Origin of the sequence: Winogradskyella sp. J14-2 (assembly GCF_001971725.1) — a bacterium.
Classification (GTDB): domain Bacteria; phylum Bacteroidota; class Bacteroidia; order Flavobacteriales; family Flavobacteriaceae; genus Winogradskyella.
Genome location: NZ_CP019388.1, coordinates 2,130,466 through 2,147,395, shown reverse-complemented (window position 1 = coordinate 2,147,395; position 16,930 = coordinate 2,130,466). Strand labels below are relative to the sequence as shown.

Annotated in this window: 16 protein-coding genes; 6 read left to right on the top strand and 10 right to left on the bottom strand. The window is 36.2% G+C overall.

All coding sequences use genetic code 11. The features are described 5' to 3' along the window. Positions 1–91 precede the first annotated feature (91 nt). Together BWZ20_RS09775 and BWZ20_RS09770 are read left to right on the top strand one after the other, a co-directional pair. Positions 92–1,219, top strand: a complete 1,128-nt coding sequence (locus BWZ20_RS09775) for a metal ABC transporter permease (protein WP_076619505.1) — start codon at positions 92–94, stop codon at positions 1,217–1,219. Then, on the top strand, positions 1,212–2,372 hold the full coding sequence (locus BWZ20_RS09770; protein ID WP_076619503.1) for a metal ABC transporter permease: 1,161 nt from the start codon (positions 1,212–1,214) through the stop codon (positions 2,370–2,372). The genes BWZ20_RS09775 and BWZ20_RS09770 overlap by 8 nt, the downstream gene beginning before the upstream one ends. A 61-nt stretch (positions 2,373–2,433) precedes the next feature. On the opposite strand, the gene BWZ20_RS09765 is transcribed toward BWZ20_RS09770, so the two are convergent. Continuing rightward, positions 2,434–3,228, bottom strand: a complete 795-nt coding sequence (locus BWZ20_RS09765; RefSeq protein WP_076619502.1) for a TerB family tellurite resistance protein — start codon at positions 3,226–3,228, stop codon at positions 2,434–2,436. Positions 3,229–3,348: 120 nt separating this feature from the next. On the opposite strand from BWZ20_RS09765, the gene BWZ20_RS09760 reads away from it, so the two are divergent. From BWZ20_RS09760 to BWZ20_RS09750, 3 genes are all read left to right on the top strand, one after another. Continuing rightward, the gene (locus BWZ20_RS09760; protein WP_076619500.1) at positions 3,349–3,759 is read left to right on the top strand and encodes a BrxA/BrxB family bacilliredoxin; all 411 of its coding nucleotides are present in this window, start codon (positions 3,349–3,351) and stop codon (positions 3,757–3,759) included. A gap of 82 nt (positions 3,760–3,841) precedes the next feature. Further along, entirely contained in the window at positions 3,842–4,579 is a 738-nt protein-coding gene (locus BWZ20_RS09755) for a lysophospholipid acyltransferase family protein (protein ID WP_076619498.1), read from the top strand. Further along, positions 4,576–5,232 carry an HD domain-containing protein gene (locus tag BWZ20_RS09750; protein WP_076619497.1) on the top strand — a complete coding sequence of 219 codons (657 nt, stop codon included), beginning with the start codon at positions 4,576–4,578 and terminating at the stop codon, positions 5,230–5,232. Before BWZ20_RS09755 ends, BWZ20_RS09750 begins: the two co-directional genes overlap by 4 nt. Position 5,233: 1 nt before the next feature. Here the strand turns inward: BWZ20_RS09750 and BWZ20_RS15400 are convergent, their stop codons facing one another. Together BWZ20_RS15400 and BWZ20_RS09745 are read right to left on the bottom strand one after the other, a co-directional pair. Next, positions 5,234–5,407 carry a hypothetical protein gene (locus BWZ20_RS15400; protein WP_198034948.1) on the bottom strand — a complete coding sequence of 58 codons (174 nt, stop codon included), beginning with the start codon at positions 5,405–5,407 and terminating at the stop codon, positions 5,234–5,236. 14 nt (positions 5,408–5,421) lie between these two features. Next, a complete protein-coding gene (locus BWZ20_RS09745; RefSeq protein WP_076619495.1) occupies positions 5,422–6,294 on the bottom strand; it encodes an AraC family transcriptional regulator in 873 nt (290 codons plus the stop codon). 209 nt (positions 6,295–6,503) lie between these two features. On the opposite strand from BWZ20_RS09745, the gene BWZ20_RS09740 reads away from it, so the two are divergent. Then, a complete protein-coding gene (locus BWZ20_RS09740; protein ID WP_076621322.1) occupies positions 6,504–7,061 on the top strand; it encodes a hypothetical protein in 558 nt (185 codons plus the stop codon). A gap of 66 nt (positions 7,062–7,127) precedes the next feature. Here BWZ20_RS09740 and BWZ20_RS09735 read toward each other — a convergent pair whose 3' ends face one another. From BWZ20_RS09735 to hemH, 7 genes are all read right to left on the bottom strand, one after another. Continuing rightward, positions 7,128–8,201, bottom strand: coding sequence for a PA0069 family radical SAM protein (locus BWZ20_RS09735; protein WP_076619493.1), 1,074 nt, complete (start codon positions 8,199–8,201; stop codon positions 7,128–7,130). A 147-nt stretch (positions 8,202–8,348) separates the two neighbouring features. Further along, the gene (locus BWZ20_RS09730) at positions 8,349–9,131 is read right to left on the bottom strand and encodes an enoyl-CoA hydratase/isomerase family protein (protein ID WP_076619491.1); all 783 of its coding nucleotides are present in this window, start codon (positions 9,129–9,131) and stop codon (positions 8,349–8,351) included. A gap of 57 nt (positions 9,132–9,188) precedes the next feature. Then, complete coding sequence (locus tag BWZ20_RS09725; RefSeq protein ID WP_083677204.1) at positions 9,189–10,595, bottom strand: sensor histidine kinase; 1,407 nt, start codon at positions 10,593–10,595, stop codon at positions 9,189–9,191. An 85-nt stretch (positions 10,596–10,680) separates the two neighbouring features. Then, complete coding sequence (locus tag BWZ20_RS09720) at positions 10,681–11,229, bottom strand: CopD family protein (RefSeq protein WP_076619487.1); 549 nt, start codon at positions 11,227–11,229, stop codon at positions 10,681–10,683. A gap of 137 nt (positions 11,230–11,366) precedes the next feature. Beyond that, entirely contained in the window at positions 11,367–14,453 is a 3,087-nt protein-coding gene (locus BWZ20_RS09715) for a VPS10 domain-containing protein (protein ID WP_076619484.1), read from the bottom strand. 53 nt (positions 14,454–14,506) lie between these two features. Continuing rightward, positions 14,507–15,862: an MATE family efflux transporter gene (locus tag BWZ20_RS09710; protein ID WP_076619482.1), complete on the bottom strand. Its 1,356-nt coding sequence runs from the start codon at positions 15,860–15,862 to the stop codon at positions 14,507–14,509. Further along, a complete protein-coding gene (gene hemH / locus BWZ20_RS09705) occupies positions 15,862–16,902 on the bottom strand; it encodes a ferrochelatase (protein ID WP_076619480.1) in 1,041 nt (346 codons plus the stop codon). The genes BWZ20_RS09710 and hemH overlap by 1 nt, the downstream gene beginning before the upstream one ends. Positions 16,903–16,930: the final 28 nt, after the last annotated feature.

Sequence of the window (16,930 nt, the reverse complement as noted above, 5' to 3'; positions counted from 1 at the left end):
TCTCTTTAAATATGAGATTCAAAATTAAAAAGAATCTGCATAAACACTTCGACAGGCTTAGTGTGACATTGCAGAATAAAAAAAGACAATTATAGACTTAACAGAATACATAAAACTTGTCTTCACAGACTACACACTCAGAACCATAACCCTTGGTACAGCAATTCTTGGCGCAGTAACGGGAATGCTGGGCAGTTTTGCTGTACTAAGAAAACAAAGTTTACTTGGTGATGCTATATCTCACGCGGCTTTGCCTGGTATTGCCATTGCGTTTTTAATTACTGGTGCAAAAGACACTAATACTTTACTGCTTGGTGCCTTAGTTAGTGGACTAATCGGAACATTCTGGATTAGAGGCATCATCACAAAAACACATTTAAAATCAGATACAGCCTTAGGGTTAATTCTCTCCGTGTTTTTTGGATTTGGCATGTTGTTATTAACCTTTATTCAAAAGCAACCCAATGCTAACCAAGCAGGATTGGATAAGTACCTTTTTGGACAAGCCGCGACATTGGTAGAACATGACGTTTGGATGATGGCTATTGTTACAAGCATATGTCTCATTGTAATGCTCACCTTCTGGAAGGAATTTAAAATATTGCTTTTTGATGCTGATTACACCAAAACGCTTGGGTTTAACACCAAAACTATTGATATTTTGATTACAAGTTTCATAGTGTTGGCAATTGTGCTTGGGCTTCAAACTGTAGGTGTGGTTTTAATGAGTGCAATGCTTTTAGCACCTGCTGCTGCTGCGAGACAATGGACCAACAGTCTGTCTGTAATGGTATTTTTAGCTGCCATCTTTGGTGCACTCTCTGGTGTTTTTGGTACAGCTCTAAGTGCCACACAAAATAACCTTTCTACAGGACCTATAATTGTCCTAGTAGCTAGTGTTTTTGTAGTATTTTCATTTGTGTTTTCCCCAAGTCGAGGGTTGCTCTTCAAACAAATTCGGTTGATTAAAAACCGAAGAGATTTAGAATTGCACAAAACCTTGGCATTTATGTATCATATTGCAGAATCGCACGACGATGTGTCGCATCCACATACTATAAAACTGCTTAATAACTTTCAAGGATACACCAAATCTACCCTTCAAAAATTGGTAGATAAACAGTACGTAGAACTCAACGGAAACATGTGGAATCTAACTAAAAAAGGTTTTGAAACCGCAGCAAATCTTTACACCAAACAAACTACAGACAATGAGTAATGCGCAACTAGAAATACAGATTATTGCAAGTTTGGTAGCCATTGCTTGTGCTATTCCAGGAACGTTTTTAGTACTTAGAAAAATGGCAATGATTAGTGATGCTATAAGCCATTCTATTTTACCTGGTATTGTTATTGGTTTTTTTATTACACACAATCTAAATTCGCCTTTACTCATCTTACTAGCGGCTCTAACCGGAATTATAACCGTTGTAATGGTTGAATATATACAGAAAACTGGTTTGGTAAAGGAAGACACAGCCATTGGTTTAGTATTTCCTGCGCTGTTTAGTATTGGAGTTATACTCATAGCTAAAAATGCTAATGATGTGCACTTAGATATCGATGCGGTTTTACTTGGCGAACTCGCTTTTGCCCCTTTTGATAGGCTAATTATTGGTGGAACTGATGTTGGCCCAAAATCACTTTGGGTTATTGGCTCTATTCTTCTCGTTACAGTTGTATTGCTATTAACGTTTTATAAAGAATTAAAACTTAGCACCTTTGACAAAAGCTTAGCAGCTTCTCTAGGTTTTTCACCTGCAATTATACATTACGGACTAATGTCAGTTTCGTCAATAACAACCGTTGGTGCGTTTGATGCTGTAGGTGCCATTTTGGTAGTGGCTTTAATGATTGCACCTGCTGCTGCGGCTTATCTTTTAACTACAGATTTAAAAAAGATGTTGGCCATGGCTATAGGTTTTAGTGTATTGAGTGCCATTATAGGCTATTGGGTTGCGCATTGGTTAGATGCCTCAATTGCTGGCTCAATAACTACGGTTTTAGGTTTAGTTTTTCTTATGATATATCTTTTTGCGCCTTCAAAAGGTATTATCGCCGTGATGTATAGAGAGAAACAACAACGTACAGAAGTTTTGTTATTAACATTTCTGCTACACTTAAAAAACCATGATGAGCTTTCTGAGCGTCACGTAAAACACCTCAACGAGCATATTAACTGGCAAAAAGTACGTTCTAAAACAGTATTAGATTTAGCTCAAAAAAACAATATGATTACTATTGAAAACAAAATAGTTTCACTTACTCAAAAAGGCCATGAGTTTACTACAAAAGCAATAGACTACATTATAACAAACGAAGACACCCAAATTGAGGATATGAAAGATGATTTCTTTTTGTTTAGAGGGTAAACTTATTCTGCTTTAGTTAAGTCTTTGAATCTACGGACTACTGCTAAAAACTGTTTAATAATCACTTAAACCCACGTTCATTCTGAATATGCTCGTAGGCTTCTTGTACCTGTCTAAATTTTTCTTCGGCACCTTCCTGGTGTTCTTTTCCTAAATGACCCACACGATCTGGATGGTATTTTTTAGCCATTTTACGGTATGCCCTTTTAACTGCATCATCTGAGGCCGCTTTATCAACTTCGAGAATTTTATAGGCGTTATTAGTCATATCATAGAACATGGCTTTGATACTTTCAAAATCCTTTCTGCTAATGCCTAAATAGCCAGACATGGTATAGATTTGTTTAATCTCCACTTCTGCCACATGACCATCTGCCTTTGCGATACCAAACAAAAAATGAAGTAATTGTAAACGCGATGCGTGATCCATCATCTGTTTAATCTGTAAACATACTTGGCGCATGGAGATGTTTTGCTTTGAAATACGCTTAAATAATTCAAAAGCATGATTAGCACGTTCTTTGCCATACATATTTCTAAATTGCTGACGTACAAAGTCTAACTCTCGTTGATCTTGTTTGCCATCTGCCTTTATAATGATAGAGGCTAGAATCAGTAAACTCACTTCAAAATCACCAGATTGTGTTTTAGGTCTTTGGTCCCTTCGAGTCTGTTTTGGCCGTTGACGGTACGGATCGCGATTACGCTCTCTACCAGTCTGTCTATCGCCTAATAATGGTGTTCCATTTTCAGACAGATTATCTATAAAACTACCCAAGGCTACACCAATAATGGCACCTATTGGCCCACCAAAAGACCAACCTATTGCTCCGCCTATCCATTTTGCAAAACTCATATATTAACTATAGATTTTATGAATGTGTAAATATACTATTAGTTAGTACATTACTGATATTAATTGTTACACATTTGGTATCTTTGCACTTTACAATCGATAATTAAAAAATAATAAAATATGTATCCAGCAGAATTAGTAAAACCAATGCGTGAAGATTTAACAAACGTTGGGTTTGAAGAATTACATACAAGTGAAGCTGTAGAACAAGCCATAGCAAAAGAAGGCACAACTTTAGTGGTTGTTAATTCGGTATGTGGATGTGCTGCAGCCAATGCAAGACCAGGTGCTCGAATAAGCTTAAGCAACGCAAAACGCCCAGACAATTTAGTAACCGTTTTTGCAGGTGTAGATAAAGAAGCCACTGATAAAGCTAGAGAGTTTATGATTCCATTTCCACCAAGCTCGCCAAGTATGGCATTATTTAAAGATGGAGAATTGGTACACATGTTAGAGCGCCACCACATTGAGGGCCGTCCTGCAGAATTAATTGCCGAAAATCTTATGGATGCTTATAATGAGCATTGCTAAAAATTAAAGTCTATACTTTTAAAAACCACGAATTAATTCGTGGTTTTTTTGTGCTTCATTGGCATTACTATACTTTTGTAGTATGCAAAAACTATTAGCCTATCCCTTAACCATTTTATATTTTATTTGCTTTGGATTAACCTTGGTCATATTTCATCCTATACAATGGTTTTGTAAAAATATGTTTGGTTACAGAGCGCACAAAGTAAGTGTGGATTGGTTGCAATTTTTTATCATGCGTAGCTTAAATGTACTGGGCACCACATTCTCTTTTACCAACCCTTATACCATAGAAAAAAATGTACCACTTATAATAGTTAGCAATCATCAAAGTATGTACGATATACCACCCTTAATTTGGTATTTGCGCAAACACCATGTAAAATTTATTAGTAAAAAAGAACTAGGCAAAGGCATACCAAGCGTTTCTTATAATTTACGTCATGGTGGCTCTGTACTTATAGATAGAAAAGACGCCGTGGGTTCTATAAAAGCGATTGAAAATTTTGCAAAACGTATTGAACAAAACAAATGGGCTGCAGTTATTTTTCCGGAAGGTACAAGAAGTAGAGACGGAAACCCAAAACCTTTTAAGACCAAAGGTTTACTCACTATGATAGAGCATGCTCCAAATGCTTTAGTCGTACCCATTACAATAAATAACTCTTGGAAAACACTTAAATATGGTAAGTTTCCTATGGGTTTAGGGGCTCATATTTCTTTTTTAGTCCACAAGCCAATAAAAGCTAATCATTATGAGGATAAGTTTGAATTAATTAATATCGTTGAAGCGCAAGTAAAAAACAGTATATTAAAATGAAACAACTTGGGTTAATAGACGCTACAAAAGCCTTTGTAAAAGAAACACTTAAAAATGCCGAAGGAGGACACGATTGGTTTCATACCTTGCGAGTTTACAATAATGCTAAGTTAATTTCTAAGTGCGAAAATGTAGATTTATTAGTGGTTGAGCTAGCTGCTTTGCTGCACGATATTGCAGACCCAAAATTTTATGATGGTGATGAAACTATAGGTCCCAAAAAAGCTTCACAATTTCTATTACAACATAATGTAGACAGCGCTGTCATTGAGCATGTAACCCAAATTATTGAGAACATGTCTTTTAAAAATTCTTTTGATTTAGATGCTTCGTTCAGTTCTAGAGAAATGGACGTTGTGCAAGACGCAGATCGGTTAGATGCTATTGGAGCCATTGGTATTGCGCGCTGTTTTAATTATGGCGGATTTAAAAACCGTGCTTTATATAATCCGGATATTGCTCCAAATCTTAATATGACCAAAGCAGAATACAAAGCTGCTAAAGCTCCTACTATTAATCATTTTTACGAAAAATTACTATTGCTAAAAGACCAGATGCATACTTTAACTGCAAAGTCTATTGCAGAGAATCGCCATGCCTTTATGGAAGCTTATTTAAAGCAGTTTTTTGAAGAGTGGAATGGCGAAAAATAAACTAACTTTCTTTTGCTACTTCTAGAGCTGTTAGTTTATATTCAATAACTGCCATTTCTTCCCCATATTTTATAAGTTCATCTGCCGTAATATTGGTTTTGGTATTTACGTTCTTTAAGATTTCATCCCCTTGCTTTGTATAATATTCTATGGCAACATTAATTTTATCTTTCATCTCCTTTAGTTTTTTTATTGAACAATTAACTTTACCTCACTTCTATATTTTGACGCGCTTTTACCGGTAAATTCTTTAAAAAGTTTATTGAAGTGCGAAAAGTTATTAAATCCGCATTCAAAACTAATTTCTGTTATACTCATTTGGCTTTCGGTAAGTAGTTTGGTAGCATGCACTACTCTATACTCATTAACAAGTTTTGTAAAGGTTTTTCCTGTTACTTTCTTAAAGTACCTACAAAATGCTGGCACAGTCATACTTACTTTATTAGCTATATCATCAAGACTTATGTGGTCTCTAAAATGCTCGTTTACATACTTAAAAATTGTATCTATTTTGGCACTATCTTGTGGTTCGGTTTCAAACCTATAACCATCTGCATTAAGGATCGTATAGTCTTCTGCTTTTGCTAAATGATGTAAAATTTCTAGCAGAATTAATATTTTTTTAAAGCCCTCTTTTTCAGACAATTTCTCTATCTTTTTTCCTAATTTTTGTTTTGTAGGGATGCCAAATAGGATTCCGCTCTTTGCACGTTCAAACAGATTCTTGATTTTTTCCATTTCTGGAATTTTGAAAAAACGTTCGCCTAAAAACTCAGGAAGAAACTGCACTACGGTTTCAGAACCATTGACTGTAAAACGATCTGTAAACCCATTGTGTGGTAAATTAGAACCTATAAGTAAGAGTTGACTGTTATTAAAATAAGACAAATGATTACCTATATGACGCTTTCCCTTTCCTCTATTAACATAAACCAATTCTATTTCGGGATGAAAATGCCAGAACGGTTTTTTTTCTCCTATATATGCGTCATGCTTTGTAACTTTAATAGAGCTACCAAATTCTGGGCTTATTTTTTCTAAAATGGGTTTTCTTGTACTCACGACTAACTATTTTGGCACAAAGTTACTGCTTAATATACTTCATTTATATATAAAATTATCACTATTGTATGCTATTTTAACCGCTTATAATATTTATAGTTGCTTTAGGGGTAATTTAACATATAAATATGCCAAAGTTGTTGTTTTAGACTACTACTTATCAGTATACATTTGTGGTGTTAATTTCGTTTAACCAAAAAAAAGAAAAAATGAAAACACTAATTAAAAGTATTTTGGTAGTAGCAGTAATATTGGGAACATCTATAAGCTACGCAAGTGAGACTGTAAAAGATATACCGATTTTTAAGTTTGTTAATGAAGGGCATAATCTTTCTGTTACAAACGCTTCGGGAGAAGTTATTTTTAGCGGTCGTATTAAACATAGCGGTAACCTTGTTAGACTCTTTGATTTTAGTCAGCTTAAGAACGGAATTTATACTGTAGAAATCAGTAAAGATTTTGAAATTGACGTTGTTGACCTAAAAGTTGAAAACAAGGAGGTTACACTATTAGTACATACCCAAAACAAAATTTACAAACCTGTTATAAGACCTGAAGATGAGTTACTGATTATTTCAAAAATTGGCTTAGATACCAACAAAATGAAAGTTGAGCTTTACTTTGAAGATGAATTAATCCACACTGAAAAAATTGAAGGAAAAGACATCTTAAACAGAGTATATAAATTAGATAAAACCATCATTGGGAATTACACCGCCATCATTAGGTCTAATGGTAGAGTCTACTCTAAAAGTTTTAGGATATAAATTTTGATTGTTTATATATTAGTTATTTTTTTACTTCAAAAGTGGGCATAAAGCCCACTTTGTTTTTTAGAATAACTTCATCTGCCCATCTTTATAATGCTCATGCAAGCCTGTATTGAGCTTTGGCATAGATTTCTCCCTAAAATATTTTAGTCTTGCTAAAGCAATAAGGTCATTTATTTGCTTTGCTATTTGCCCTTCTCCTCGCATTCTTACACCATATCTGCTTTCGTTTAAAGTGCCTCCATGACAGTGTTCAATTTGGTGTAAAACCTTATCTGCTCTATCTGGTAGTGTTTTTTTAATCCAATCGGTAAAAATTCCTCCTATAGCTCCATTTAATCTTACAATAGTGTGTGCAATGCTCAACGCTCCAGCTTCAGAAACTGCCTTTGCCATGGGTAATATTTCATGACTATTGATAGAGGGTATTATTGTCGCCAACATTACATTTACCGGAATTCCGTTATCACTAAGTTCTTTTACGGTTTGAAGTCGTCTTTTTATAGTTGCGGTACGTGGCTCTAAAATACGTCTCGTTTCCTCTGATAATGATGTTATTGATATATTTACCGCAATTAAATTGTCTTTTGCAAGTGCTTTTAAAAGTTCTATATCCCTAAGTATAAGAGAGTTTTTTGTAATTATTGCTACAGGATGCCTATACTTTAAAAACACATCTAAGCATTGTTGCGTTAATTGAAATTTCTGTTCCGCTGGTTGGTAACAATCTGTATTACCAGACATTACAATGGTATGTGCTTTCCAGCTTTTCGTTTTTAATAAATTTTCTAACAGCTTAGGAGCATCTTTTTTAACTAAGATTCGTCGTTCAAAATCTAAGCCAGCACTGTAACCCCAAAACTCATGGCTATTACGAGCATAGCAATAAACACATCCATGCTCACAGCCTTGATACATATTCATGGAATAGGCCATGCCAACATCTGGACTTTTTACTTTATTGACTATGGTTTTAGGAAACACATTAAGATATTGTGTTTTATTATTATCTGCAACCTCTCCTTCTTTATGGCAGTACTCTAAAAAATCATTGCGCATTTCATGAGACAACTCAAAAAAACGGTTATGAATATTCCCTTGGGCTCCTCGTCCCTTAATGATGGTTTTCGGTTTCATAATAGCTAATTAAAATGCGTAAACTTGAAAAAGCAACGCATTAAAATTACCTATTTACAACGCTTTACATTGTTGAAAAGTGGTTTGGTTATTCACAAATTTTGTAGGAAGAGTATTGTAAGATGCTGACTAAATGAAAATATATAATCATTTCCCAGGAAAAACGGCTTTACGTTTTTCGAGAAAAGCTGTCGTTCCCTCGGTGAAATCTTCGGTGCCAAAACAATCTCCAAAGGCTCTAATTTCTACCTCAAAACCATTAACACCATCTTTATAATTGGCGTTTACGGCTTTGATTGCTTCAGATATTGCAACTGATGAATTTCGCATTATTTTATTGGCAATACTTTCGCAAAAACCAAGTAAGCCTTCTTGGTCAACAACATGGTTTACAAGGCCGTAGTTAAGGGCTTGGTTGGCATCAACCATACCTGCGGTCATTATCATTTCCATCGCTCTTCCCTTACCAACTAGTTGTGGTAGGCGCTGTGTGCCACCATAACCGGGAATTACTCCCAAGGATGTTTCTGGTAAGCCCATTTTAGCATTGGTGCTTGCTACTCTAAAATGGCATGCCATGGCTAGTTCTAAACCTCCGCCAAGCGCAAATCCATTTACAGCTGCAATAACGGGAGTACTTAGGTTTTCTACAAAGTCAAATAATAATGTCTGCCCTTGCACTGCTAGCTTCCCTCCTTCTTCAACATTAAAATCTGCGAACTCACTTATATCTGCACCTGCTACAAAAGCTTTTTCTCCACTTCCTGTAATGATAATTACTTTTGTTTCTGAATTTTTGTTTGCTTCATCGAAAGCATGGTGAAGCTCTTGAATTGTGTCTTTATTTAAAGCATTTAACTTTTTTGGTCGGTTAATAGTAATGATCGTGATACCGTTTTGGTAGTCTGAAAGTATATTGTTGTAAGACATAATATTGTATTAATTTTACTTATAATATCCTAAAACTAATCTAGGATGGCAAATTTATTATTTAGGAAAAGCCACAGTGAATAGTGTACCTTTTCCTTCTTGAGATGTAAAGGTAATACTTCCTTTAAAGGTTTCCACAATATTTTTCACCATTGCTAATCCTAAGCCCATTCCGCTTGACTTTGTGGTAAACTTTGGCTCAAAGATTTTAGATTTAGTCTCCTCGGCAATTCCGTTACCATTATCTTCTACGGTGATTTTAACCTCTGTCTTGTCTGAAAACACTTTAACCTTTATACTTGGATTTTTGCTGTTATCTGGTATGGCTTGTATGGAGTTTTTAACCAAATTAGTTACTACTCTAATAAGCTGCGTTCGGTCGAATTTAGCAATTATTTCTTCTGCTTCTGCTTCAAAAGAGATATAGTCTTCATTAAAAATATCTAATGCCAGTTTTACTATATGTACAACATCGAGATTTTCTGATTTTTGAGCAGGCATTTTAGCAAAATTAGAAAATGCCGATGCAATAGAACTCATGGTGTCTATCTGCTGAATGAGTGTGTTACTGTACTCATTGACCTTTTGGTGAATGTTCTCATCATTAGGGTTAAACTTGCGTTGAAAACTCTGCACACTCAGTCGCATTGGTGTTAACGGGTTTTTAATCTCATGGGCCACTTGCTTTGCCATTTCTCTCCAAGCTTGCTCACGCTCGCTTGTGGCCAGTTTTACTGCACTGGCTTCGAGTTCATCTATCATGCTATTGTAAGAATTAACCAGCGTTTCTATTTCTTCGCTTGTTGCATCAACTTGAATTTTTTTGTTGCGTTTTTCAAGCCTAGTTTCATTCATTTTATCACTTATCGTTTTTAATGATTTGGTAATATATTTTGAAATGAAATAAGCAAATACAATAGCCGCAAGTATCATTGCTAAATAGGCATAACCCAAACGCATTAAAAATTCATTAAGCTCTCTATTTAAAAAGTCATCATTTTCTAAGTATGGTAAATTAAGAATGGCTAAGTTTTTAAATTTACCATCTGTTATATAAGAGTAAGATGATTGGAAGGTTTGTCCATTTTCTTCTTGCTTACTAACATACCTATGCTCTGCGGTATTTGACAGGGCATTTAGAACTTCAGCATTAAGGCATCTATCTGACGAATCTCTTAATATGGTACGTTTGGAGCTTTTTAAAAGTTCACCTTCTAAGTCATAAAGATTGATCTGTAAATTATGAACGGCATCTATATCAAAAATGGCATCCTTAAAAATCAATGGTATGTTCTCTGTTGTTACAGGATAAGTAGTTTCTTGTATAGTAAATTCTATACTTTTTCTAATTGCTTTTTCTTTTCGTTCTAGGCGCTCTCTGTGATAATCTCTTGCTTCTTCATTATACTGATATATTGTTACGGCAGCAATTAATACAGATGCCAATAATACCAAGAGTATCATAGCAATGAATATTCGAGATCGTAGAGACAGTTTTTTAATTTTCATCAGCTTATTAATGGACTAAATATAGCAATAATCAAGCCAATTAGGCATCTGGATTTTTTTCACGTATACGTTTGTATAGCTTAAATCCTAACATTATAAGTACACCAAGAACAACTATGCCTATTACACCAAAAACCCAATTCACTGTACTTTTTAGAATCACCAAAAACACCACTGCAAAGAGGATAAAAGTGGCTCCTTCGTTCCAAATACGCATATAGTTTGAGGTTACTTTTACATCATCTTTTTGAAGTTGTTTGTAGTATATATGCGTTTTGTAATGGTATATAAAAAGCAGCAGTACAAAGGTTAGTTTTACGTGCATCCAACCTTGCTGAAACCAAGCTGGCATTAAAATCATTAACCATATCGCAAATAATGTTGCTAAAATTGCAGAAGGCCAAGTAATAATAAACCATAAGCGTTTTGCCATTAATTTCAGTTGCTTTCCCAAAATTTCTTTTTCTGGCGAAGGTTTATGAAACGCTTCAATTTGATATACAAACAGCCTTGGAATGTAAAACAGACCTGCAAACCAAGTGATTACAAAAATAAGATGAAGTGATTTTATGTAGTTGTAGTATTCCATGTAAGAGGGACTTCGAAACCTGAATGGTCACACAGAACTTGTCGCAGTGTTGTTTCAGATTATTAACGTTTAATTAGCTCATAGTTAAATCTCTTCTTCTAGGATGCTGAAATAAATTCAGCACGACAAAATTAGATTTAATCTTCAACAAATAAATAATTTAATTGCTTTTTGTTAAACGCAGCATTAAAGGCTTTCACCTCATTAGTTAAAATAGTATTAAATGCTGCTAATTGCTTTTCAATCTTGGCCGATAATTCATTTTTTACGGCTATATCTTGCTCCGTTGGCGCAAAATCTCCCATGCGCACTAATGAATTTAAGTGGCCCAATTTATTGGTTAATTTTATTGGGAAATTTAAAGGATCTTGCCCACTTCGGTTTTTAGTTTGGTACAATTCTTTTTCAATATTAGACAATTGTTCTTCCAACGCTTTGGCTTTTTCTACCAAGTCCTTTACGTTTTTGTCATCTTTATATTGCGTCTGAAAAGCACTAAGTTGTGCATTGATGTTTCTGATTTTCTTTATGGATTTGTGGGCTTCATCCATCGTTTTATTCACATCCTTAATAAACTCAAATTGTTGCTGCATATCTACCAAAGTGCTTTCTGCTCTTGGATCTGCTAAAATGGTAAATGGTTGTGATTGTTCTTCACCATTAACGTTTAAACTTACGTTATAGTCACCAGGAATTGCCCTAGGACCTTCCAAACTCGCCCACCACAAAATCATGCCTTTTAATTGCTCTGCACCATCATAAGTCATGTCCCAAACAAATTGATTTGCCCCTTTTTCTACCTTAAGTATATTCTTTTTGTCTTTGTTAGAAAAGGTTTTAATTGTATCGCCCTCGGTATCAAAATAAGTTAAGGACACTTTATCGTCTTCGTTATAATCCTTTAGGTTGAAATAGGTTATTACACCATTTGGATGATTGGTTCCCGAAGTCTTACTGCCTTTTCTACTGCCTCCTCGCATTCTGTAAGTAGCCTTTGGCTTAAAGAGTACGTTTTTACTTAAATCTGCATCGTACAATTGATGGATAAGGGTTAAATCGTCAATGATCCAAAGGCTTCGGCCTTGGGTAGCCACAATTAAATTATTGTCCTTAATAGTTGCATCTGTAATAGGTACAATTGGTAAGTTGAGCTGAAATGGTTTCCAATCGTTTCCGTCGTTAAACGATATGTACATGCCTGTTTCTGTCCCAGCATACAACAAGCCTTTACGCTTAGGATCTTCTCTGAGCACTCTTGTAAAGTGTTCTGCGTTGATGCCGTTGGTGATTTTTTTCCAAGTTTTTCCGTAGTCTGTGGTTTTGTATAAGTAAGGAGCAAAATCACCTGTTTTGTATTTAGTGCCAGCCACATAGCAGGTACCTTCATCAAAAGCACTTGGCTCAATACTGTTTATCATCATCCATTCTGGCATGCCTTTTGGCGTTACGTTATTCCAAGTTTTACCGCCATCTTGCGTTATGTGTATTAATCCATCGTCACTACCAACCCAAAGCAAACCTTCTTTGAGCGGTGATTCTTGTGCTGCAAAAATGGTACAATAATATTCTACTGAAGTATTATCTTGTGTTATTGGTCCGCCTGAAGATTTTAATTTTTCAGGATCGTTTCGTGTTAAATCTGGACTAATAATATCCCAAGACTGCCCTTCATTTTCCGTAACGTGTACATGTTGCGAAAAGGTGTACAACCGATTGGGATTGTGCTTTGAAAATATAATAGGAAAATTCCACTGAAAGCGATATTTCATGCCTTCTGCGCCATGACCCATTGGGTTATCTGGCCAAACGTTTATGGCTCTAACCGTTCCTGTTTTGTGATTGACTCTAGTGAGAAAACCATCATAGCTTCCGCCATAAACTATATCATTATCTTCTGGATCTACGGCAATATGCGCTGATTCTCCACCTGCAGTAGATTCCCAATCATCTTCTGTTATGGCATAACCGTCGGTTCTGTGTGGTATTCTAATGGTTGAATTGTCCTGTTGCGCGGCATAAATACGATACGGAAATGCATTGTCTGTTGTAACACGATAAAACTGAGATGTTGGTTGGTTATGGTAAGTACTCCACGTTTCACCACCATCATAAGTAACTTGCGCGCCACCATCATCGCCAATAATCATGCGGTTGGGATTTTCAGGAGCAATCCATAAATCGTGATGGTCTCCATGTGGTGCGTTGTAGGTGCCAAATGTTTTTCCGCCATCTGTACTTTTATGGTATCGAACATTTAAAACATAAACGGTATTAACATCTTCCGTATCTGCATAAACACGAGTGTAATACCACGCACGTTGGCGTAATTTTCGTTCGTTATTGACTTGCGTCCAAGTTTCGCCACCATCATCGCTACGGTACAAACCACCATCATCCTTATTTTCTACAATGGCCCAAATACGCTGATTATTTAGTGGTGATACTGTAACACCTATAATGCCTAAAATACCCTTAGGGAACCCTTTTTTTGTTGAAATTTCTGTCCATGTTTCACCACTATCTGTACTTTTCCAAAGCGCAGAACCCTCACCACCAGAACTCAAACTGTAAGGCGTACGCTGAACGCGCCATGTAGAAGCATATAAAATTCTTGGGTTGGTAGGATCCATAATTAAGTCAACAACGCCTGCATGTTCATTGGCGAACAACGTTTTTCGCCATGTTTTTCCACCATCAATACTTTTATAAATTCCACGTTCTTGGGTTGGCTTATAAATATTGCCCAATACAGCAGCATAAACAATATTGTGGTTTGTAGGATGAATAGTAATACGTGGCACATGTCTGGAATTCTTCAAACCAGATTCGGTCCAAGTTTTACCAGCATCTTCACTTTTCCAAATGCCATAGCCAGATGATACGTTTCCTCTCACCGTTTTTTCGCCACCACCAACATAGATGACATTTGGGTCGCTTTTAGACACTGCAATGGCACCAATGCTTCCGCCAAAAAAGCCGTCAGAAATATTTTCCCATTCGCGTCCTCCGTTTGTAGTTTTCCAAATACCACCACCTGTTGCACCAAAGTAATAAAGATTGGGTTGGTTGGGTACACCAGTAACGGCAGCACTTCGTCCGCCTCTAAAAGGCCCAAGTAATCTGTATTCTAAAGCTCCATAATCTGTTTCCTTAAAGTTTTGAGCGTCTAAATTTGTACTAAAAAAAGACAGTAATATAACTGTGAGGATGGTTGAGAGTCGCATAGTAGTTGTTTTATTTAGAATATTCTTTTCACCCTAAAATTACGGATTAAAAATTATTCGTTCTCCTTTGGAAGTAAATTTAATGTCACCTCACGATGTAAAAAGTATGCCGTTACAATGGTAGCCAACACATCTGAAATTGGAAAAGCCATCCAAACACCTAAGGCTCCATAAAATTTAGGCAGAATAAAAATCAAAGGAATAAAGAACAAGCCTTGGCGCAATAATGTAAGTAATAACGCTGGTATGGCCTTACCAATAGCCTGAAAATAGGCTGCACCTATAAGTTGAATAACTATAATAGGTGTTGCAGCGAATACCCAGCGCATGGCTGGTGGAGTTTCTTTGAGCACTTCGGCATCTGTTGTAAATAAACGCGTAATACTATCTGGAAATACCATTAAGAACACAAAGATGATAGCACAGAGTAAAATACCATATTTAATTGCTGTCATAATTACTTCGCGCACACGCTTGTACTGCGCTGCACCATAATTGAAGCCTGCAATGGGTAAAAAGCCTTGCGTAATGCCATACACAGGAAACAGGGCAAACATTAACATTCTTCCTACAATGGCATAAGCGGTTACTGAGGTTTCGCCACCCAAATCAAACAAAATATTGTTCATTAAAAGGTAAGTAACACTTACAATGGCCTGACGTGACAAGGTTACAAAGCCTAGTGAGCCAATTTCCTTAACAATAGGAAGGTCTAAACCAAAGTGTTTAATATTAATTTTTAATTCTGAATTTTTAGACAAGAAAAACCAAAGAATAAACAAAAAGCACAACATGTAAGAACCTGTGGTTGCCCAAGCAGCACCAGCCATTCCAAAATCGAAAATCTTAATAAAGATAACGTCTAATACCAAATTTCCAACCGATGGAAAAAGCATGGCATACATGGCGAATTTTGGTTTACCTTCAGCTCTAATTACTGTATTTCCCATCATGCAAAGCGCCAAAATTGGCACTCCGTAAAGTACAATTCTGTAATACGTTCTTGCAGGTTGAAAAATAGCTGCCTTACCGCCAAATGCTGGTACAATCTCATTGATGTAGAGCAAACCAAAAATGACAAAAATGATGGTAACCGTAATGGTTAGGGTAATCTGATTCCCGAAGGTTTTTAATGCTTTTATTTGATTGTTGGCACCCAAAGCCCTTGATATAATGGAAGAACCACCAATACCAATAGCCATACCTAAAGCTGCAATAAAAAACGATACAGGCAGTACAACATTAATAGCTGCAATGGCTGTTGGTCCAATCCAATTTCCTACAAAAATGGTATCTACCAAGATGTTAAGAGACATTACCAAAATACCAATTGAGGCAGGAACAGCTTGCTTAATCAGTAATTTACCAATGGGTTGATGTCCTAAATCTGTTGAAGATACCTTAGCCATTAAACGGTTAGCGGTTTCTTAGCTTCGGCCCATTCTTCAATTATATTAGAAAGTACTTGTGCAAAATCGTCTCTGTCATTCAAACAAGGTATTACAGTAAATTCCTTTCCACCAACTTCGTGAAAGATCTCCTCACCTTCCATGGCTATTTCTTCTAAGGTTTCTAAACAATCGCTCACAAAGGCCGGAGTAACGATTGCCATTTTTTTGGTACCTGCTTTTCCCATACGCTCAATGGTGCGGTCTGTGTACGGTTTTAACCAAGGATCAAAGCCCAAACGGGATTGAAATGTGGTGGAATACGTACCATTTTTTAGCTTTAATTTCTTGGCTACATTTACCGTTGTAATTTCGCATTGGTGACGGTAGCAAAACTCATGCTGTTTGCTGCCCATTTTAAAACAACATTTACCATTCATTTTACAGTTGCCATTGGTAATGTCGCTTTTTCTTATATGGCGTTCTGGCACACCATGATAGCTAAACAGAATGTGCTCGTAATCTAAACCTTCAAGTTTTTCGGCAATACTCTTTGTTAAAACATTGATGTAGTCTTCGCGATTATAAAATGCAGGTGTTCTTGTTATTGTTACTTGCGGAAAGTACTTGGCCACCAATTCATCTACTTTAACATCAATAGTCTCTGTTGTGGCCATGGCAAATTGTGGATACAACGGTATGGTCTTAATTTCAGTGCAACCTTTATCAACTAACTCCTGCAATCCTTTTTTTATACTCATGCTACCATAGCGCATGGCCAAAGCTACGGGATAATCTACCTTGCTCTGTACTTTTTCTTGCAACCGTTCTGATAAGACGATTAAGGGCGACCCTTCTTCCCACCAAATTTTCTGGTATGCTTTGGCAGAAGCCTTCGGTCTTGTGTTTAGGATAATGCCTTTCACCAGCAATGTACGTGCCCATAGTGGGAGATCAATAACACGTCCATCCATTAAAAACTCGTCCAAATATTTCTTTACATCTTTTGGGTTTGGGCTATCTGGTGAACCTAAGTTAACAAGTAAAACTCCTTTTTTCATTATTCAATATTTCTAAAACAAAAATACA